This window comes from Kocuria dechangensis (assembly GCF_014636775.1).
Lineage (GTDB): Bacteria > Actinomycetota > Actinomycetes > Actinomycetales > Micrococcaceae > Kocuria > Kocuria dechangensis.
Genome location: NZ_BMEQ01000005.1, coordinates 96,139 through 111,970, shown reverse-complemented (window position 1 = coordinate 111,970; position 15,832 = coordinate 96,139). Strand labels below are relative to the sequence as shown.

The 15,832-nt window shown below is 74.5% G+C and carries 14 protein-coding genes and 1 riboswitch; of the genes, 7 read left to right on the top strand and 7 right to left on the bottom strand.

Annotated features, from left to right (window positions below; all coding sequences use genetic code 11):
• Nucleotides 1–67: 67 nt before the first annotated feature.
• The 3 genes from IEW07_RS06845 to IEW07_RS06835 all read right to left on the bottom strand — a co-directional run bounded on the left by IEW07_RS06845 (nucleotide 68) and on the right by IEW07_RS06835 (nucleotide 4,267).
• Nucleotides 68–1,822 (bottom strand): M23 family metallopeptidase, encoded by a 1,755-nt coding sequence (locus IEW07_RS06845; RefSeq protein ID WP_188535573.1) that lies wholly within the window; start codon nucleotides 1,820–1,822, stop codon nucleotides 68–70.
• A 316-nt stretch (nucleotides 1,823–2,138) separates the two neighbouring features.
• Nucleotides 2,139–2,663: a mycothiol transferase gene (locus IEW07_RS06840; protein ID WP_188535571.1), complete on the bottom strand. Its 525-nt coding sequence runs from the start codon at nucleotides 2,661–2,663 to the stop codon at nucleotides 2,139–2,141.
• A 47-nt stretch (nucleotides 2,664–2,710) separates the two neighbouring features.
• Nucleotides 2,711–4,267, bottom strand: coding sequence for an MFS transporter (locus tag IEW07_RS06835; RefSeq protein WP_188535569.1), 1,557 nt, complete (start codon nucleotides 4,265–4,267; stop codon nucleotides 2,711–2,713).
• Nucleotides 4,268–4,390: 123 nt separating this feature from the next.
• Here IEW07_RS06835 and IEW07_RS06830 point away from each other — a divergent pair, with 123 nt between their 5' ends.
• On the top strand, nucleotides 4,391–4,936 hold the full coding sequence (locus tag IEW07_RS06830) for a TetR/AcrR family transcriptional regulator (RefSeq protein WP_188535567.1): 546 nt from the start codon (nucleotides 4,391–4,393) through the stop codon (nucleotides 4,934–4,936).
• Here the strand turns inward: IEW07_RS06830 and IEW07_RS06825 are convergent.
• Nucleotides 4,920–6,170 (bottom strand): FAD-dependent oxidoreductase, encoded by a 1,251-nt coding sequence (locus IEW07_RS06825; protein WP_188535565.1) that lies wholly within the window; start codon nucleotides 6,168–6,170, stop codon nucleotides 4,920–4,922. The genes IEW07_RS06830 and IEW07_RS06825 overlap by 17 nt on opposite strands.
• Before the next feature lie 97 nt (nucleotides 6,171–6,267).
• Nucleotides 6,268–6,373: riboswitch (TPP riboswitch) on the top strand.
• Nucleotides 6,374–6,422: 49 nt separating this feature from the next.
• Here IEW07_RS06825 and IEW07_RS06820 point away from each other — a divergent pair.
• Nucleotides 6,423–7,187, top strand: coding sequence for a 3-oxoacyl-ACP reductase (locus IEW07_RS06820; RefSeq protein WP_229741624.1), 765 nt, complete (start codon nucleotides 6,423–6,425; stop codon nucleotides 7,185–7,187).
• An 11-nt stretch (nucleotides 7,188–7,198) separates the two neighbouring features.
• Nucleotides 7,199–8,515, top strand: a complete 1,317-nt coding sequence (locus IEW07_RS06815) for an LLM class flavin-dependent oxidoreductase (protein WP_188535561.1) — start codon at nucleotides 7,199–7,201, stop codon at nucleotides 8,513–8,515.
• A 16-nt stretch (nucleotides 8,516–8,531) separates the two neighbouring features.
• Here the strand turns inward: IEW07_RS06815 and IEW07_RS06810 are convergent, their stop codons facing one another.
• Nucleotides 8,532–10,229 (bottom strand): RecQ family ATP-dependent DNA helicase, encoded by a 1,698-nt coding sequence (locus tag IEW07_RS06810; protein ID WP_188535560.1) that lies wholly within the window; start codon nucleotides 10,227–10,229, stop codon nucleotides 8,532–8,534.
• Between the two features lie 83 nt (nucleotides 10,230–10,312).
• On the opposite strand from IEW07_RS06810, the gene IEW07_RS06805 reads away from it, so the two are divergent.
• The gene (locus IEW07_RS06805; RefSeq protein WP_188535558.1) at nucleotides 10,313–11,056 is read left to right on the top strand and encodes a TSUP family transporter; all 744 of its coding nucleotides are present in this window, start codon (nucleotides 10,313–10,315) and stop codon (nucleotides 11,054–11,056) included.
• A gap of 51 nt (nucleotides 11,057–11,107) precedes the next feature.
• Here IEW07_RS06805 and IEW07_RS06800 read toward each other — a convergent pair whose 3' ends face one another.
• Nucleotides 11,108–11,530, bottom strand: coding sequence for a ChaB family protein (locus IEW07_RS06800; protein ID WP_188535556.1), 423 nt, complete (start codon nucleotides 11,528–11,530; stop codon nucleotides 11,108–11,110).
• Between the two features lie 27 nt (nucleotides 11,531–11,557).
• Nucleotides 11,558–12,460, bottom strand: a complete 903-nt coding sequence (locus IEW07_RS06795; RefSeq protein WP_188535555.1) for an SDR family oxidoreductase — start codon at nucleotides 12,458–12,460, stop codon at nucleotides 11,558–11,560.
• A gap of 371 nt (nucleotides 12,461–12,831) precedes the next feature.
• Here IEW07_RS06795 and IEW07_RS06790 point away from each other — a divergent pair, with 371 nt between their 5' ends.
• The 3 genes from IEW07_RS06790 to IEW07_RS06780 all read left to right on the top strand — a co-directional run bounded on the left by IEW07_RS06790 (nucleotide 12,832) and on the right by IEW07_RS06780 (nucleotide 15,831).
• On the top strand, nucleotides 12,832–13,545 hold the full coding sequence (locus IEW07_RS06790) for a calcium-binding protein (RefSeq protein WP_229741623.1): 714 nt from the start codon (nucleotides 12,832–12,834) through the stop codon (nucleotides 13,543–13,545).
• Nucleotides 13,546–13,635: 90 nt separating this feature from the next.
• Nucleotides 13,636–15,327, top strand: coding sequence for a dihydroxy-acid dehydratase (ilvD, locus tag IEW07_RS06785; protein WP_188535553.1), 1,692 nt, complete (start codon nucleotides 13,636–13,638; stop codon nucleotides 15,325–15,327).
• A gap of 27 nt (nucleotides 15,328–15,354) precedes the next feature.
• Nucleotides 15,355–15,831 carry a hypothetical protein gene (locus tag IEW07_RS06780; RefSeq protein WP_188535551.1) on the top strand — a complete coding sequence of 159 codons (477 nt, stop codon included), beginning with the start codon at nucleotides 15,355–15,357 and terminating at the stop codon, nucleotides 15,829–15,831.
• Nucleotide 15,832 lies beyond the last annotated feature (1 nt).

The window sequence follows — 15,832 nt, the reverse complement described above, 5'->3', positions numbered from 1 at the left end:
GCGTGAACGGACTGGTCAGGGGACCAATGCTAGTTCGCCCGGCCTCCGGGGAGGGTTCGTTGCGCGGTCACTTCTCCGTAACGCCGCTCTCTGTGACGCCGGGCCCCGGCGTCACGGCCGCGGAGGCCGCTGCCGGAGCGGCGGTGATCAGGGCCGGCACGTCCGGCTGCTCGTCCTCGGCGTTGGGCTTGCCGTCCCCGTCGCGGTCCGGGTCGACCTCGTTCAGCAGGCCGTCCCCGTCGATGTCGTCGTCCACGGCGTTGAGCTTGCCGTCGCCGTCGATGTCGTCGTCCACGTCGTTGGTCTTGCCGTCGCCGTCGATGTCGTCGTCGTCCACGTCCAGCTTGCCGTCGCCGTCGGTGTCACGGATCTCGTCCGGGATCGGCACGGGGGCCGGGGTCGGCTCCGGAGCGGTCGGCTCCGGAGTGGCCGGCTCCGGAGCGGTCGGCTCCGGAGTGGTCGGCTCCGCCGGGGCCTCGGGCGCCGGGGGCTGCACCACGGGCTCGGGCACAGCGGGGGCCGCCGGCACCGGGGCCGGGGCAGGAGTGATCGGCTCCACCGGCGCCTCGGGCGCCGGGGGCTGCACCACGGGCTCGGGCGCAGCGGGGGCCGCCGGCACCGGGGCCGGCGCAGGTGCCGCCGGCGCCTCGGGCTCCACGACGGGCTCGGGCACAGCCGGGGCCGCCGGCACCGGGGCCGGCGCAGGTGCCGCCGGCGCCTCGGGCTCCACGACGGGCTCGGGCACAGCCGGGGCCTCCGGCACCGGGGCCGGCTCGGCCTTCTCGGCCGGAGCGGCCTCCTTCTGCTCAGCCGCCTTCTGCTCCGCCTCCTTCTTCTCCGCCTCGGTTTTCTTCTTCTGCTCAGCGGCCTTCTTCTCTGCCTCGGTTTTCTTCTTCTGCTCGGCGGCCTTCTTCTCCGCCGCCTTCTTCTCCGCCGCCTTCTTCTCGGCGGCCGTCTCCTCCTGAGCCTTCTTCTCCGCGTCGGCCTTCGCGACGTCGGTCACCGCGGCGTCGTCCGCGGGGTCGGCGGTGGGCTCCTCGAGGGTGTACTTGTCGCGGGAGGCGGGGATGACCCGCGACCCGTCGATCCAGTCGAAGGACTGGGGGTCCACGGCCGCGCCGTCGACCCACGTCTCGAAGTGCAGGTGCGGGCCGGTCACGCGGATGCCGGTCTGGCCGATGGTGCCGAGCCGCTCGGACGCGACCAGCTCGTCGCCGATCTCCACCCGCACGTCCTTGAGGTGGTTGTAGGTGGTCTTGAGGCCGTCGGCGTGGGTGACCTCCACGCGGTTGCCGCCCCACACGTCCCAGAACACGTCCGTCACCACGCCGTCGAGGGCCGCGACCACGGGCAGGCCCTCGGCCGCGGAGACGTCCGTGCCGTTGTGGAACTCCCGGCCGCCGCGGTCCGGGGCGATCCGCCAGCCGAAGCGTCCGCCCTCGAGGACGGGGCCGCTGGCGGGCGCGATGATCGTGTTGACCGGCAGCTCGCCCTCGTAGAGCTGGGGCGCGCGGGGGCTGGGCCGGACCGAGGAGTTCTCGGCGCCGCGGCCGGAGCCCTCCCGCCACGCCTGGTGGCCCTCCGCGCCGTCCCGGACCGGGGAGTCGGAGCGCCGGTCGCCCTCCGGTGCGGCCGGCGGCCGCGCTCCCGTCGGCCCGGCCGCGAGGAGGCTCCATCCGTCCCGGCTGCCGGCGGTGTCCCGCTGGCCGCCGAACGCCGAGCCCTGCCCGGCCTCGAGCACCGAGGCGGGGCCCATGCCGGAGCTCACGGCCACGCTGACGGCCACGAGGGCCGAGAAGGCCGAGAAGGCGGCCACGGGCATGGACGGGCGGCGAAGGGCGTGTCGGGGAAGGCGGCGAGCGCGGTCGCGAGGCATGACGTCATACACTCCGGAAAGACGCGACGGGGGTCCCCGATCGGTGGATCGAGGTGCTGGGGACCAGCGTGATCAGCTTAAGTGAACGCCCGGTGCCCGCCCCAGGAAACGGACGTCCCCATTTCGGCGCGATGTCACATGCGGACTCAATGCATTACGAACTTTCATCGCCATCGGCCGGCGGTCCCGGCGCGGTCTCCTCGACGTCCCCGGACCGCCCCTGGACCGCCCCCGGGGCGGATCCGCCGGCCCGGCGGGGTCCTCAGTACGGCCCGGCCCAGCCGTCCTCGAGCAGCCCGCGGACGTAGGCCGCCTGGCCGAGGTGCTGCGCGGCGTCGTCGACCGTGCTGACCAGCCGCACGCCCCGCGTCACGGGCGGGTCCCAGGACCGGTCCACGATCTCGTCGAGCTGCGCGTCCGTGAGCCCGTGCACGTAGGCCACGACGCGCTCGACCACCGCGTCGAGATAGCCCCGCAGCAGCCCGGGCGAGCTGACGCGGACCCGTGCCACCTCCTCGGGGCCGTCGCCGAAGCCCATGGAGCCGCCGGGGACGTCGAGGCCGAACCGCTCGTGCCAGCCCTCCGCGGTCCACACCTCCTCGGTCCCGGCGAGGGCCGCGACCTGCGCGTCCTGCTGCCGGGCCGCGTGCCAGACCAGCCACGCGATCGAGTTGGCCCGCCCGCCCGGCATGGTGTTGAGGACCTCCGGCGGGATGCCCTCGAGGACGTGCTCGGCCACCTCGGAGGGGCGCCGGGCGGCGTCCTCGAACAGTTCCTGCGGCGTCATCCCGCGCTCCTTCCCGACCGGGCCCGGCGGGCCCTCCTCCCCCGAGACTACGTCCGCACCGGCCGGCCGCGTCCAGGACGGACGACGGCGGAGCCGGCCCGCGGCGACCGCAGCACCCGGGCGACCGCGAGCGCCGCGAGGGCCACCAGCGCGGTCATCACCAGCGCCGTCCAGTGCATGCCGGCGGTGAACGCGGCCACCGCCGCCTCCTGCACGGCGGGCCCCAGACTGCCCGCGCCCTCGGCGGCCTGCACCGCGCCGCCGAGGGTCTCGTGCGCCGTCGCGGCCGCCCCGGCGTCGAGGGCCGCGGGCAGCTCGAGGTGCCGCTGGTAGAAGGCGGTGAGCAGCCCGCCGAGGACGGCCGTGCCCAGCACCGCCCCGACCTCGTAGCCGGTCTCCGAGATCGCCGACGCCGCTCCGGCCTTCTGCGGCGGCGCGGCCGCGAGGACCAGGTCGTTGGAGAGGGTCTCCGCCAGCCCGATCCCGGCGCCCACCAGGCAGAAGGCGGCCAGGACCACCACGGGCCCGGCTGCGAGGTCCGCGAGGGCCACCACCAGGAAGCCGCCGGCCGAGAGCAGCATCCCCCCGACGATCACGGTCCGGGGCACGAGCCGCCGCACGGCCCGCACGGCCACGAACCCGGCGAGCACGGTCAGCACCAGGCCCGGGACCATGGTGAGCCCGGCGGTCATCGGGTCCAGGCCCACCACGAGCTGCAGGTACTGGGTGAGCATGAACAGGAAGCCCATCAGCCCCACGTTGCCGAGGACGTTGACGGTCACCCCGCCGGTGAAGCCGGGGTGGCGGAAGAGGTCGAGGTCCAGCATCGGGTGCTCCAGCACGGCCTGCCGCCGCACGAAGAGCAGCCCGAAGAGCACGCCGAAGGCCGCGCTGAGCAGGCCGTCGAAGAGCTCGCCGGAGGCCGTGGCCGCCTTGATGCCGTAGACCACCGGGGTCATGGTGAGCATCGCGAGCACCACCGAGGCCAGGTCCAGGGGCCCGGGCCGGGGGTCGCGGGACTCCGGGACCAGCAGCGGACCGAGGACCAGCAGGGGGACGAGCACGGGCACCGCCATGAGGAACACGGACCCCCACCAGAAGTGGTTGAGCAGGAACCCGCCCACGACCGGGCCCAGCGCCGCGCCGCCGCTGAAGCCGCCCGCCCACACCGCGATGGCGACGCGGCGCTGGCCGGGGTCCAGGAAGATGTTGCGGAGCAGGGACAGGGTGGCGGGCATGAGCATGGCCCCGAAGAGGCCCATGGCCGCCCGTCCCGCCACGAGCAGCTCCGCGGTCGGGGCGAAGGCGGACGCCGCGGAGACGGCCGCGAACCCGGTGCCCCCGACCAGGAGCAGCCTCCGGCGCCCGATCCGGTCCCCGAGACCGCCCATGGGGATCAGCAGGCCGGCCAGGACGAGGGGGTAGACGTCCACGATCCACAGCAGCTGCTCGCCGGAGGGGTGCAGCGCGCGGGAGATCGAGGGCAGGGCGAAGCTCAGCGCCGTGTTGTCCACCGACACGAGCAGGACGGGCAGCATGAGGACCGCGAGGGCGGCCCACTCGCGCGCGCCCGCCGTGGGGCGGGGAGTCAGGACTGTGGTCATGGTTCACCTCCGGGGAAGCGGATCGGGAGCGGACAGTCTGAATAACTGTACCGTCCAGACGGTACAGTTATCCGGTGCCTGACACAATGGGCGGGACGCCGACCCCAGGGAGGTCTTCCTCACATGCCGCGCCGACCCGTGGCCCGGGACAAGCTCCTGGCCGCCTTCGAGCAGATCGTCCTCGACGAGGGCGAGCGCGCCGCGACGCTCGACGCCGTGGCCGCGGCCGCCGGGGTGTCCAAGGGCGGGCTGCTCTACCACTTCCCCCACCGCCAGGGCCTCGTGGACGCCACCCTGCAGCGGCTGGACGAGCTGGTGCGCCTGGACCTCGAGGCGATGGCCGCCGCGGAGCACGGGGCGGCACGGTACTTCCTCACCACGTCCCTGTTCGAGGACAGCGAGCTGGACCGGGCGCTGATCGTGGCCTCCCGCCTGGTGCAGTCAGGGGACGAGAACGCCCGGGCCGCCCTGAAGCGCCTGGAGGAGGCCTGGTACGCGCTGATCCTCGCGGACGTGGGCGACCCGGTCGTGGCCACGGCGGTGCAGCAGATGGGCGACGGGCTCTACCACAACGCGTCGATCGGCCTCCTGCCCGGCGGCGCCGCGGACCGCCACGCGATCCTGGACTCGCTGCTCGCGGTGGTGGACCGGCTCAGCCCCCGCCCCTGACCGGCGACACCCCGGGGCCGCCGGGAGGCCGGGTCCGGACGTGCTCGGGCCGGGCGCCCAGGCCGATGAACCTTCCGGTCAGGTGCGGCAGGAAGGGCAGCGCCCGCACCAGGCCCAGCGGCAGCGGGGCCCTGGCGGCGGCCCCGCTGCGGGACGGCACGAGCCGGCGGGCGAGCACGAGCTGGAACAGCTGGGTCAGCCGCGCCGGCCACGCCCGTCGTCGTTGCACGCGGGCGAGGTCGCGGTCCCGGAGCTCCCCGCGGAGCAGGCGCGGGCCCAGGAGGTTCGCCGCGGCCACCGCGTCCTGGATCGCCAGGTTCACCCCGACCCCGCCCGCCGGGGACATGGCGTGGGCGGCGTCCCCGAGGAAGAGGACGCCCGGCCGCCACCAGCGGCGCAGCCGGTCGACCCGCACCCGCAGCAGCTTGATCTGGTCCCAGTCCTCGATCGTCGCAACCCCCTCCGCCAGGTCCGGGGCGATCCCGCGCACCTGGTCGCGGAAGGCGTCGAGCCCGCGGGCGCGCAGCTCGTCGTAGCCCCCCGCCCTGATGATCAGGGCCGCCTGCCAGTAGCCGGTGCGCGGCAGGACGACCACCGCGCCGTCCCCGGCGTTGAACAGCGGCATCCCCCGGGCCTCCCCGCGGGGCACCCGGAACCACAGGACGTCGATCCGCGAGCGGGAGGCCCGGGGCACCAGGCCCGCCGCGGCCCGGAGGGCGGAGTCCCGGCCGTCCGCGGCCAGGACGAGGTCCGCCAGCACGTGCACGGGCGCCCCGGACCCGTCGTGCGCGACGACGCCCGCGCACCGCCCGTCGTGCATAAGGAGCCCGGTGGCCTCCGTCGAGCGCAGCAGCCGGAAGGACGGCAGCTCCGCGCCCCGCGCGGCGAGGAAGTCCAGGAAGTCCCACTGGGGCATGAACGCGATGAAGGGGCACCGGACGGGCAGCCGGTCGAAGCGGCCGACGACGACCTCCTCGTCGCCGAAGGAGACGGTGGCCCGCTCCACCCGCGTGTGGGGCAGCGCCAGGAAGTCCTCGAGCCAGCCGAGCTCGGCCATCAGCTCGAGCGTGGAGGGGTGGATGGTGTCCCCGCGGAAGTCCCGCAGGAAGTCGGCGTGCTTCTCGAGCACCACGACCTCCACGCCCTGCCGGGCCAGGAGCACCCCGGCCATGAGCCCCGCCGGTCCCCCGCCCGCCACGCAGCAGGTGGTCGTCACGACCGTCGCGTCCGCCATGGGAGCCTCCTCGAGCGCACCGGTGGATCCGGCGCCTGCGCCGACGATCCCACCGCGTCGCCGGCAGTTCAAGAGCCCCGCACTGGTTAGACTCGGCGGCAGTGACACGGGGTGCCCCCGCCGGAGAGCGGCGGTGGGCTGAGAGAAGACCCGTCGAACCTGATCCAGTCAGCACTGGCGTAGGGATGTCATGCCGCAGCGGCACGCGTGCCGCCACGCCGGCCTCCCTGCGCCCCGTTCTAGGGAATGCCCGTGCAGATCGCAGAGCAGATCGTCCTGGTCACCGGCGGCGGCCGGGGCCTCGGCCGCCGCATCGTCCACGCCTTCGCCGACCAGGGCGCGCGGGTGGTCGTCGACTACCGTGCGAGCAGGGAGGCGGCGCAGGAGCTCGCGGACCGGCTCGGCCCCGAGCGGGCCGTGGCCCTGCCGGCCGACGTCACCGACCGCGACCAGGTGGACGCCCTGCTGACCGCCGCCCGGCGGCACTTCGGCGCCCCGGTCACGACCGTGGTGAACAACGCGCTGGCGGACTTCTCCTTCAACGGCGACGCGCGCCCGGGGATGGCGGAGATCGGCTGGGCGGAGTTCACCGCCCAGTTCGCCGGCAGCGTCCGCGGCGCGCTGAACACGATCCAGGCGGCCCTGCCGCAGATGCGGGAGCAGGGCTTCGGCAGGGTGGTCAACATCGGCACCAACCTGTTCCAGAACCCCGTGGTGCCCTACCACGACTACACCGCGGCGAAGGCGGCGCTGCTGTCGCTGACCCGCACGGCGGCCAAGGACCTGGGAGCGCACGGCGTCACGGTGAACATGGTCTCCGGCGGCCTGCTGCGCACCACCGACGCCAGCGCGGCGACCCCCGAGGCGGTCTTCGACCTCATCGCCGCGTCCACGCCGCTGAACCGCGTCACGACGCCGGAGGAGTTCGCCGACGCCGTCCTGTTCTTCGCCTCCCCCTGGGCCCGCGCCGTCACCGGCCAGAACCTGGTGGTCGACGGCGGACTGGTCATGGACTGAGAGGAGTCCCCATGCCTGCCGCACGACAGCTGCACCTCAACGCCTTCCTCTTCGGCGCCGGACACCACGGCGCCGCGTGGCGCCGTCCCGGCTCGCCGGCCGGGCGGCTCGGGGACATCGCCTACTACGAGGACCTGGCCCGCACCGCCGAGCGCGGCCTGTTCGACGCCGTGTTCTTCGCCGACGGGCACTCCGTGGGCGACGTCGGGAGCGGGCCGCGCTGGTTCCTCGAACCGCTGACCGCCCTGGCGGCCATGGCCCGGGCCACGACGCGGATCGGCCTGGTCAGCACCGTCTCGACCACGTTCGGCACGCCCTTCCACGCCGCCAGGATGCTCGCGTCCCTCGACCACATCAGCGGCGGGCGGGTGGGCTGGAACGTCGTCACGTCCATGTTCGACGCCGAGGCCCGCAACCACGGGCTCGACGCGATGCCCCCGCACGCGGAGCGCTATGAGCGGGCGGAGGAGTTCGTCGAGGTGGCGCTGCGGCTGTGGGACTCCTGGGCCGACGACGCCCTGGCCCCGGACCGGGACGGCCTCTGGGCCGATCCGGACCGGGTGCGGCCGGTCGGGCACTCCGGCGCCCACTTCCGGGTGGACGGCCCGCTGACGGTGCCCCGCCCGCCACAGGGCAGGCCGGTGCTCTTCCAGGCGGGGGCCTCCGGGCCGGGCCGCGACCTGGCCGCCCGCCACGCGGAGGCCGTCTACGCGGTGGCCTCCGACCTGGCCGGCGCCCAGGAGTACTACGCGGACCTCGAGCGGCGCATCGCCGCGGCGGGACGGGACCCGGGCGCCGTGGCGATCATGCCGGGGCTGGTCGCCTACGTGGGGGCGACCGCGGCGGAGGCCCGGGCCAAGCAGGCCGCGGTGGACGCGCTGCTGCCCCCGGAGCAGTCGCTGTCCCAGCTGAGCACCTACGTCCAGCAGGACTGCAGCGGCTGGGACCTGGACGCCCCGGTGCCGGAGCTGCCGCCGCTCGAACGGTTCGGCGGGCCCCAGGGGCGCTACGCCACGATCCTGCGCATCGTGGCGACCGAACGCCCCACCGTGCGGGAGCTGCTCGGCCGGCTCGCCGCCGGCGGAGGGCACTGCACCATGGTCGGCACGCCCGAGAGCATCGCGGACCGGATCGAGCAGTGGTTCCGCTCCGGCGCCGCGGACGGGTTCAACCTCATGCCGCCGCTGCTGCCGGACTCGCTCGACGACTTCGTCGACCTGGTGGTCCCGGTGCTCCAGCGCCGCGGCCTCTTCCGCACCCGGTACACCGCCCGCACCCTCCGCGGGCACCTGGGGCTGGCCCGGCCCGCCGTCGGCGCCCCCGGCTGATCCGCCCGGGGGCGCCTCACCCGCCCGCGGGTCCCTCGTGCACGAGCAGCCCCGCGTTCTCCTCGATGAGCCTCAGGGACAGCTCCTTGTAGCCCACGGAGTCGAACAGCACGGTGATCCGGTCCGGCTCCGCGCCCATGACGATCCCGTGGCCCCACTCGCGGTGGGCGACGGGGGTCTGGATCTCCCAGCCGTGGGGCGTCGCGGCCAGGCGCTCCTCCGCCTCCGCGGCGGAGCCCTCCTCCTCGCAGTTGTCGCAGTTGCCGCACCAGCCGCTGGTCTCCTCGCCGAAGTAGTTGAGCAGCCAGTCCCTGCGGCACCCGTCGGTCTCGGCGTAGCCGCGCATCATCTCGATCCGCGACCGGTCGATCCGGTGCTGGGCCGCCGCCTCCGCGAGGGCCCTCGCCACGACCCTCCCCGGAGCGGCGCCGGTCACGGCGCGGTAGCCCTGGGGGGTGGCGAGGACGCCGCCGCTGTGCTCGAGCAGGTGCAGGGCCCTGGCCTGCGCGCGGGGCCCCAAACCGGTGCGCTCCCGCAGCTCGCGGGCCCGCACGGGGCCCTCCGCGCGCACGCCCCGGAAGACCGTCTCGAGGTCGGCCTCGTCCGGGGCCGCGCCGGCGAAGTACTGCTGCAGCCCCAGGTCCTCGGAGCGGTAGTGGAGCACGGCCAGGGCGGGCCGCCCGTCCCGGCCGGCGCGCCCGATCTCCTGGTAGTAGCTGTCCAGGGAGTCGGGGATGTCCGCGTGGACCACGTACCGCACGTCGGGCTTGTCGATGCCCATCCCGAACGCGGTGGTGGCCACGACGACGTCGAGCTCGTCGGCCAGGAACCGCTCGTGGACCTCCTGCCGCTCGGCCTGGCGCCGCCCGGCGTGGTAGGCCTCGGCGCGCAGCCCGCGCCCGGCCAGCTGCGCGGCGTACTCCTCGGTCTCCCGGCGGGTGGCCACGTAGACCAGGCCGGGCCCGGCGAGGCCGGCGACCTCGGCGAGCACCGCCCGCCGCTTGTCGGAGGCCTTGTGGTGGCGCACGACCCTCAGCTCGATGTTGGGCCGGTCGAAGCTGTGCACCAGCACCAGCGGGTCGCGCATCCCCAGCCGGTCCACGATCTCGGCCCGGGTGTGCGGGGAGGCCGTGGCCGTGAGGGCGACGACGGGCGGGTGCCCCAGCCGCTCGACCGCCTCGCCGAGCACCAGGTAGTCCGGGCGGAAGTCGTGGCCCCACGAGGCGATGCAGTGCGCCTCGTCCACCACGAACAGGGAGGGCGGGTGCGCGGCGAGCCGCTCCGCCGTCTCCTCGCGGGCCAGCTGCTCGGGGGCCAGGAAGAGGAACTTCGCCCGCCCGCTCTCCACCGCGTCCCACGCGGCGCGCTCGCGGCGGGGCCCGACCTTCGAGTTCACGGCGAAGGCACGCTCGGCGCCGAGGTCCGCGTTGATCGCCTCCACCTGGTCGTGCTGCAGGGCGATCAGCGGGGACACGACCACCGCGGTCCCGGGCAGGGCCGTGCCGGGGACCTGGTAGATCGCGGACTTGCCGTGGCCGGTGGGCATCACCGCCAGGACGTCCCGGCCGGAGGCGGCCGCCTCCATGGCCTCGAACTGCCCCTCCCGGAACTCGTCGATGCCGAAGCAGGCGGCGGCGATCCGCCGCAGCTCCTCCGGCGTCCCCCCGCGCTCCGGCACGGGCCCGGGAGGAGCGCCGGGCGTGGCGGTCGTCATGACAGCGAGCCTACTGCCGCCCCCGGGACGGCCCAACGACCGCCCGTGCCGGCGTGCGGCGCCCCGTGGCGCACAATGGGGCCGTGGAACTCCTCGCCGTCGCCGCCCTCGCGATCCTCGTGGGCTCGGTCCTGCAGCGCGTCTCGGGCACCGGGGTGGGCCTCGTCGTCGCCCCCACCCTGGCACTGCTCCTGGGCCCGGCCACCGGGGTGCTCGTCACCAACGCGACGACGACGGTCTCCGGCTTCCTCATCATGCTCTCGGTGTGGCGCCACGTGGACTGGCGCCGCTTCGCGATCATCGCCCCCGCCGCGGCCGTGGGCGCGGTGCCCGCCGCGCTCGTGGTCCGGGAGCTGCCGGCCGCGTGGCTGCAGGTGGTGGTCGGCGGCGTGGTGCTCCTGGCGCTGGGCACGATGTTCGGCCTCCCCCGCCTGCCGGAGTGGAAGGGCCGGCTGCCCACCGCGCTCGCCGGCGCGATCGGCGGGTTCTTCAACACCACGGCCGGCGTGGCGGGGCCGGTGATGGTGATCCACTCCCGCCTGGCCCGCTGGGAGCAGCGGTCCTTCGCCGCCACGCTCCAGCCGGTGTTCATGACGATGGGCGCGCTGTCCGTGCTGACCAAGACCCTCCTGGGCGCCGTCGGCGCCGACGGGCTGCCCCCGTGGTGGACGGCGCCCGGCGTCGTCGTCCTCGTGCTGCTCGGCGTGGCCGTCGGAGGGGCGCTGTCCCGCCGGGTGCCGGTGTCCGCGGCGCGCACGCTGGCGATGGTCCTGGCGGGCGCGGGCGGGGCGCTCACCCTGGTGCGCGGCCTGCTCGGCGTCCTCTGACCCTCCCCGCACCCTGACCCTCCCTGTCCCGGCCCCTCCCGGAGGCCGGGGTCAGCCCTCCCGCGCCTTCCGGGTGGCGGCGTCGTTGGCCTTGCGGATCGCGTCGACGAGCTCCTTCTTGGTCATGTAGGACCGGCCCTCGATGTCGAGCCGCTGCGCCACCTCGTAGAGGTGCTGCTTCGAGGCGTTGGCGTCCACGCCGCCGGCCGTCGGGGCCCTCGAGTCCCGGCCGCCCTCGGCGTGCGCGTCGGAGGGGCCGTACTCGTCCTTCTCCTCCCAGCGGTCGCCGACCTTCTCGTGGGTGTGCTTGAGCGAGGCGTAGGCGGTGCGGGAGGCGCGCTCCTCGTCGTCGTACTGCTCCATGGCCGCGTCGTAGGTCTTGGCGAAGGTGTCCTGTGCCTTCTCCCCGGAGCGCTGCAGGGTCGAGGGCAGCTCCTCGTCGCGGGCGTGGCCGTCCTTGCCGGTCTTGGGCATGGCGTGCTCCTTCTCGTGGTCGGTCGTTCAGAAGACCGGCAGGCCGCCGGTGACGCCCACGACGGTGCCGCTGACGTAGCTGGCCTCGGCCGGGGAGGCGAGGAAGACGTAGGCGCCGGCGAGCTCCGCGGGCTGCGCGATCCGCCCCAGGGGCGTGTTCTTGCCCATGGCGGCGACCGCCTCCGGCTCCTTGGTGGCCGGCTGCAGCGGCGTCCAGACCGGTCCGGGCGCCACGGCGTTGACCCGGATGCCCTCCGGCCCCAGTTCCGCGGCGAGGTTCGCGGTGACGTTGTTGAGCGCGGCCTTGGTGGCGGCGTAGTCGATCATCGACACCGACGGGTCGTAGGCCTGCACGGAGGTCGTGTTGATGATGCAGTCGCCGCGGCCCAGGTGCTTCAGCGCCGCCCGGCTGATCCACAGCGTGCCGTAGAGGTTGGTGCGCACGGCCCGCTCCAGGTCCTCCGCGGCCAGGCCCTTGAGGCCCTCCTCCCCCCGCGCCCAGTGGAAGCCTGCGTTGTTCACCACGATGTTGAGCCCGCCGAGGCCCTCGACGGCGCGGGCCACGATGTCCTCGCAGGCCTGCTCCTCGCGGAGGTCGCCGGGGACCAGGACGGCCGTGCGCCCGGCCTTCTCGATCCAGCCCGCGACGTCATGGGCGTCCTCGTCCTCCTCGGGCAGGTAGTTGATGGCCACGTCGGCGCCCTCCCGGGCGAACGCGATGGCCACGGCGCGCCCGATCCCGGAGTCGCCCCCGGTGATCAGGGCCTTGAGCCCCTCCAGGCGGCCGTGCCCCTCCCAGGAGGCCTCGCCGTGGTCCGGCACCGGATCCATCGCCGCGGTCAGGCCCGGGGGCGCCTGCTGCTGCTCGGGCATCCCTCCCTCGTCGTCGGTCATCTGCCGGGCGTGGTGGGACACGGGCGACTCTGGCATGTCGATCTCCTTCGATCAGGTTGCTTACCTTCTTCCTCCAGCCTAGGAGCACCGGGCCGGATTGTCTCCCCCTCGGCGCGGCGGGCTCGGCACCAGGCCGGGGGACGACTGGACAAAGGTCTGTCGACACTTTGTGCGACAGTCGCGCCCCCCACCACGTCCCGAGCGGCAGGAGGGCGTGGGCCGACCGTGTGTTGACAAGTGCAAATCCATGCCTCCGCACCCCTGTGGGCCGTTCCGTTCGCAACGGGAAGGTGCGAGACTCGGCGTGGGAATCCTGCGACCCTGGAGGCCATGGGTTCTCCCCTCGCGGGAGAACCCGCCGGACCGTCAGGGGGACGGACCGGGGCGCGGTACAGAGGAGCTCCACGATGCAACGTCCTGCCCTGCACACCGAGGCCCGTCACGTCCGCCGGGACCGCCCGGGCCCCGGCGGCCGCGGGACGACGCGGCGGAGGCTGCTCGGCGCCGTGGTCGTGCTCATCGTCTGCCTCCTGGTCGCCGGGGTGCTCGTCGCCCGGGGCGGCACGTGGGCCGACGGGGAGGTCCACGGCCGCTGGACCGTGCTGTCCACCGGGGGCGGGGAGGTCTCCGGCGACGACGGCGAGGTCCTGCTCGAGCCGCAGGTCCCCGCCGCCCCGGAGGACACCCACACGGGCATGGTCGTGACGACCGCGGAGCACCAGGACCCGGACCTGGGGATCACGCTGCGCACGGAGGAGCAGCTGCGGGAGAACGCGCCCGATCCCTGGGAGGTGGGCTGGGTGCTGTGGAACGTGCAGGACCGGGACCGCTTCTACGCCGTGGTGCTCAAGCCCAACGGGTGGGAGATCCTGAAGCAGGACCCGGACTACCCCGGGCAGCAGCGCTTCCTCGACGCCGGCACCGACCGGCAGTTCCCCACCGGCCGGGACTACCGGGTGCACGTCGAGCACGACTGGCCCCGGATGACGGTCAGCGTCGACGGGCAGGAGCTCGCCACGGTCGTCGACGAGGAGGCGCCCTACCGGGGCGGGTCCATCGGTCTGTACAGCCAGGACGCCAGGGTCCGCTTCAGCGGTCTCGAGGTGAGCGCCTCCTCCTGAGCCCTCGACGGCCGGGACTCCCGTTGATAGGTTCGGCGGCACGCCCTGCCCACGCACCGCACCGCACACCGCCGACCCGGGAGAGACCGCATGAGCCCCGACATGAAGCCCCGCAGCCGCCAGGTCACCGACGGCGTCGACGCGACCGCCAGCCGCGGCATGCTCCGCGCCGTGGGCATGGGCGACGACGACTGGGACAAGCCGCAGATCGGCATCGCCAGCTCCTGGAACGAGATCACCCCCTGCAACCTCTCCCTGGACCGGCTGGCCCGGGGCTGCAAGGAGGGCGTGCACGCCGGCGGCGGCTATCCCCTGCAGTTCGGCACGATCTCCGTCTCGGACGGGATCTCGATGGGGCACGAGGGCATGCACTTCTCGCTCGTCTCCCGCGAGGTGATCGCCGACTCCGTGGAGACCGTGGTGCAGGCCGAGCGCCTCGACGGCAGCGTGCTGCTGGCCGGGTGCGACAAGTCCCTGCCCGGCATGCTCATGGCCGCCGCCCGCCTGGACCTCGCGGCGGTGTTCCTCTACGCCGGGACGATCGCCCCGGGCTGGGTGAAGCTCACCGACGGCACCGAGAAGGACGTCACCCTCATCGACGCCTTCGAGGCCGTGGGCGCGTGCAAGGCCGGGCTGATGGGCAAGCAGGACCTCGACCGGATCGAGCGGGCCATCTGTCCCGGCGAGGGCGCCTGCGGCGGGATGTACACCGCGAACACCATGGCCTCCGTGGCCGAGGCCCTCGGCATGAGCCTGCCCGGCTCTGCGGCCCCGCCCTCGGCGGACCGGCGCCGCGACCAGTTCGCCCACCGCTCCGGCGAGGCCGTCGTCGAGATGCTCCGGCAGGGCATCACGGCGCGCGACGTCCTGAGCAAGGAGGCCTTCGAGAACGCGATCACCGTGCTCATGGCCCTCGGGGGGTCCACGAACGCGGTCCTGCACCTGCTCGCCATCGCGCACGAGGCCGAGGTGGAGCTGAGCCTCGAGGACTTCAACCGGATCGGCGACCGCGTGCCCCACCTCGCGGACCTCAAGCCGTTCGGCCGCTTCGTGATGAACGACGTCGACCGCCACGGCGGCATCCCGGTGGTCATGAAGGCCCTGCTGGACGCCGGCCTGCTGCACGGGGACGCCCTGACCGTCACGGGCAGCACCGTCGCGGAGAACCTCGCCGCCCTCGACCCCGACCCGCTGGACGGCGAGGTGATCCGCACCCTCGACAACCCGATCCACCGCACGGGCGGCATCACGGTCCTCCACGGCTCGCTGGCCCCCGAGGGCGCGGTGGTGAAGTCCGCGGGCTTCGACGCCGAGGTGTTCGAGGGCCCGGCCCGGGTCTTCGAGCGGGAGCAGGCCGCGATGGACGCCCTCGAGGAGGGCGCCATCGCCGCCGGCGACGTCCTCGTCATCCGCTACGAGGGCCCGAAGGGCGGCCCCGGCATGCGGGAGATGCTCGCCATCACCGGCGCCATCAAGGGCGCCGGCCTGGGCAAGGACGTGCTCCTGCTGACCGACGGCCGGTTCTCCGGCGGCACCACTGGGCTGTGCATCGGCCACCTCGCCCCGGAGGCGGTCGACGCCGGGCCGGTCGCGTTCGTGCGCGACGGCGACCGGATCCGGGTGGACCTGCAGCGCCGCACCCTCGACCTGCTGGTGGATCCGGAGGAGCTCGCGCGGCGCCGCGACGGCTGGGCCCCGCTGCGCCCCCAGTACGAGGGCGGGGTGCTCGGCAAGTACGTGAAGCTGGTGCGCTCGGCGTCCCTGGGGGCGGTCACCGGCTGAGCCCGCGGACCGGGACGGGGTGCCGAGATGGACTGGGCGGGCTGGGCCCTCTTCGGGCTGCTGGCCACCAGCGCCCTGACGCTGGTGATGATCGCGGCGCAGATGGCCGGTCTCACCCGGCTGGATCTGCCCCTGGTACTGGGCACCCTCGTCACCCCGGATCCCGACCGGGCCAGGGCGATCGGCGGCTTCCTGCACCTGGGGGCGGGCCAGGGCTTCGCGCTCGGCTACGCGGGGACGTTCGCGCTGCTCGGGCAGAGCACGTGGTGGCTCGGCGCCCTGCTGGGCCTGCTCCACGGCGCGGTCGCCCTCACCCTGATCCTGCCCCTGCTGCCGGGGGTGCACCCCCGGATGGCCTCGCACCGGGCGGGGCCGGCCAGCAGGGCGGTCCTGGAGCCGCCGGGACTGCTCGGCCTGAACTACGGCTTCCAGACCCCGGCCGTCGCGGGGCTCGCCCATGTGCTCTACGGCGCCCTCCTGGGGCTGCTCCTCGAGCCGCGCTGAG

Bases quoted from the DNA above. Each gene is read 5' to 3' on its own strand.
- IEW07_RS06845 (WP_188535573.1), bottom strand. From the start codon at position 1,822: ATGCCCGTGGCCGCCTTCTCGGCCTTCTCGGCCCTCGTGGCCGTCAGC.
- IEW07_RS06840 (WP_188535571.1), bottom strand. From the start codon at position 2,663: ATGACGCCGCAGGAACTGTTCGAGGACGCCGCCCGGCGCCCCTCCGAG.
- IEW07_RS06835 (WP_188535569.1), bottom strand. From the start codon at position 4,267: ATGACCACAGTCCTGACTCCCCGCCCCACGGCGGGCGCGCGCGAGTGG.
- IEW07_RS06830 (WP_188535567.1), top strand. From the start codon at position 4,391: ATGCCGCGCCGACCCGTGGCCCGGGACAAGCTCCTGGCCGCCTTCGAG.
- IEW07_RS06825 (WP_188535565.1), bottom strand. From the start codon at position 6,170: ATGGCGGACGCGACGGTCGTGACGACCACCTGCTGCGTGGCGGGCGGG.
- IEW07_RS06815 (WP_188535561.1), top strand. From the start codon at position 7,199: ATGCCTGCCGCACGACAGCTGCACCTCAACGCCTTCCTCTTCGGCGCC.
- IEW07_RS06810 (WP_188535560.1), bottom strand. From the start codon at position 10,229: ATGACGACCGCCACGCCCGGCGCTCCTCCCGGGCCCGTGCCGGAGCGC.
- IEW07_RS06800 (WP_188535556.1), bottom strand. From the start codon at position 11,530: ATGCCCAAGACCGGCAAGGACGGCCACGCCCGCGACGAGGAGCTGCCC.
- IEW07_RS06795 (WP_188535555.1), bottom strand. From the start codon at position 12,460: ATGCCAGAGTCGCCCGTGTCCCACCACGCCCGGCAGATGACCGACGAC.
- IEW07_RS06790 (WP_229741623.1), top strand. From the start codon at position 12,832: ATGCAACGTCCTGCCCTGCACACCGAGGCCCGTCACGTCCGCCGGGAC.
- ilvD (WP_188535553.1), top strand. From the start codon at position 13,636: ATGAGCCCCGACATGAAGCCCCGCAGCCGCCAGGTCACCGACGGCGTC.
- IEW07_RS06780 (WP_188535551.1), top strand. From the start codon at position 15,355: ATGGACTGGGCGGGCTGGGCCCTCTTCGGGCTGCTGGCCACCAGCGCC.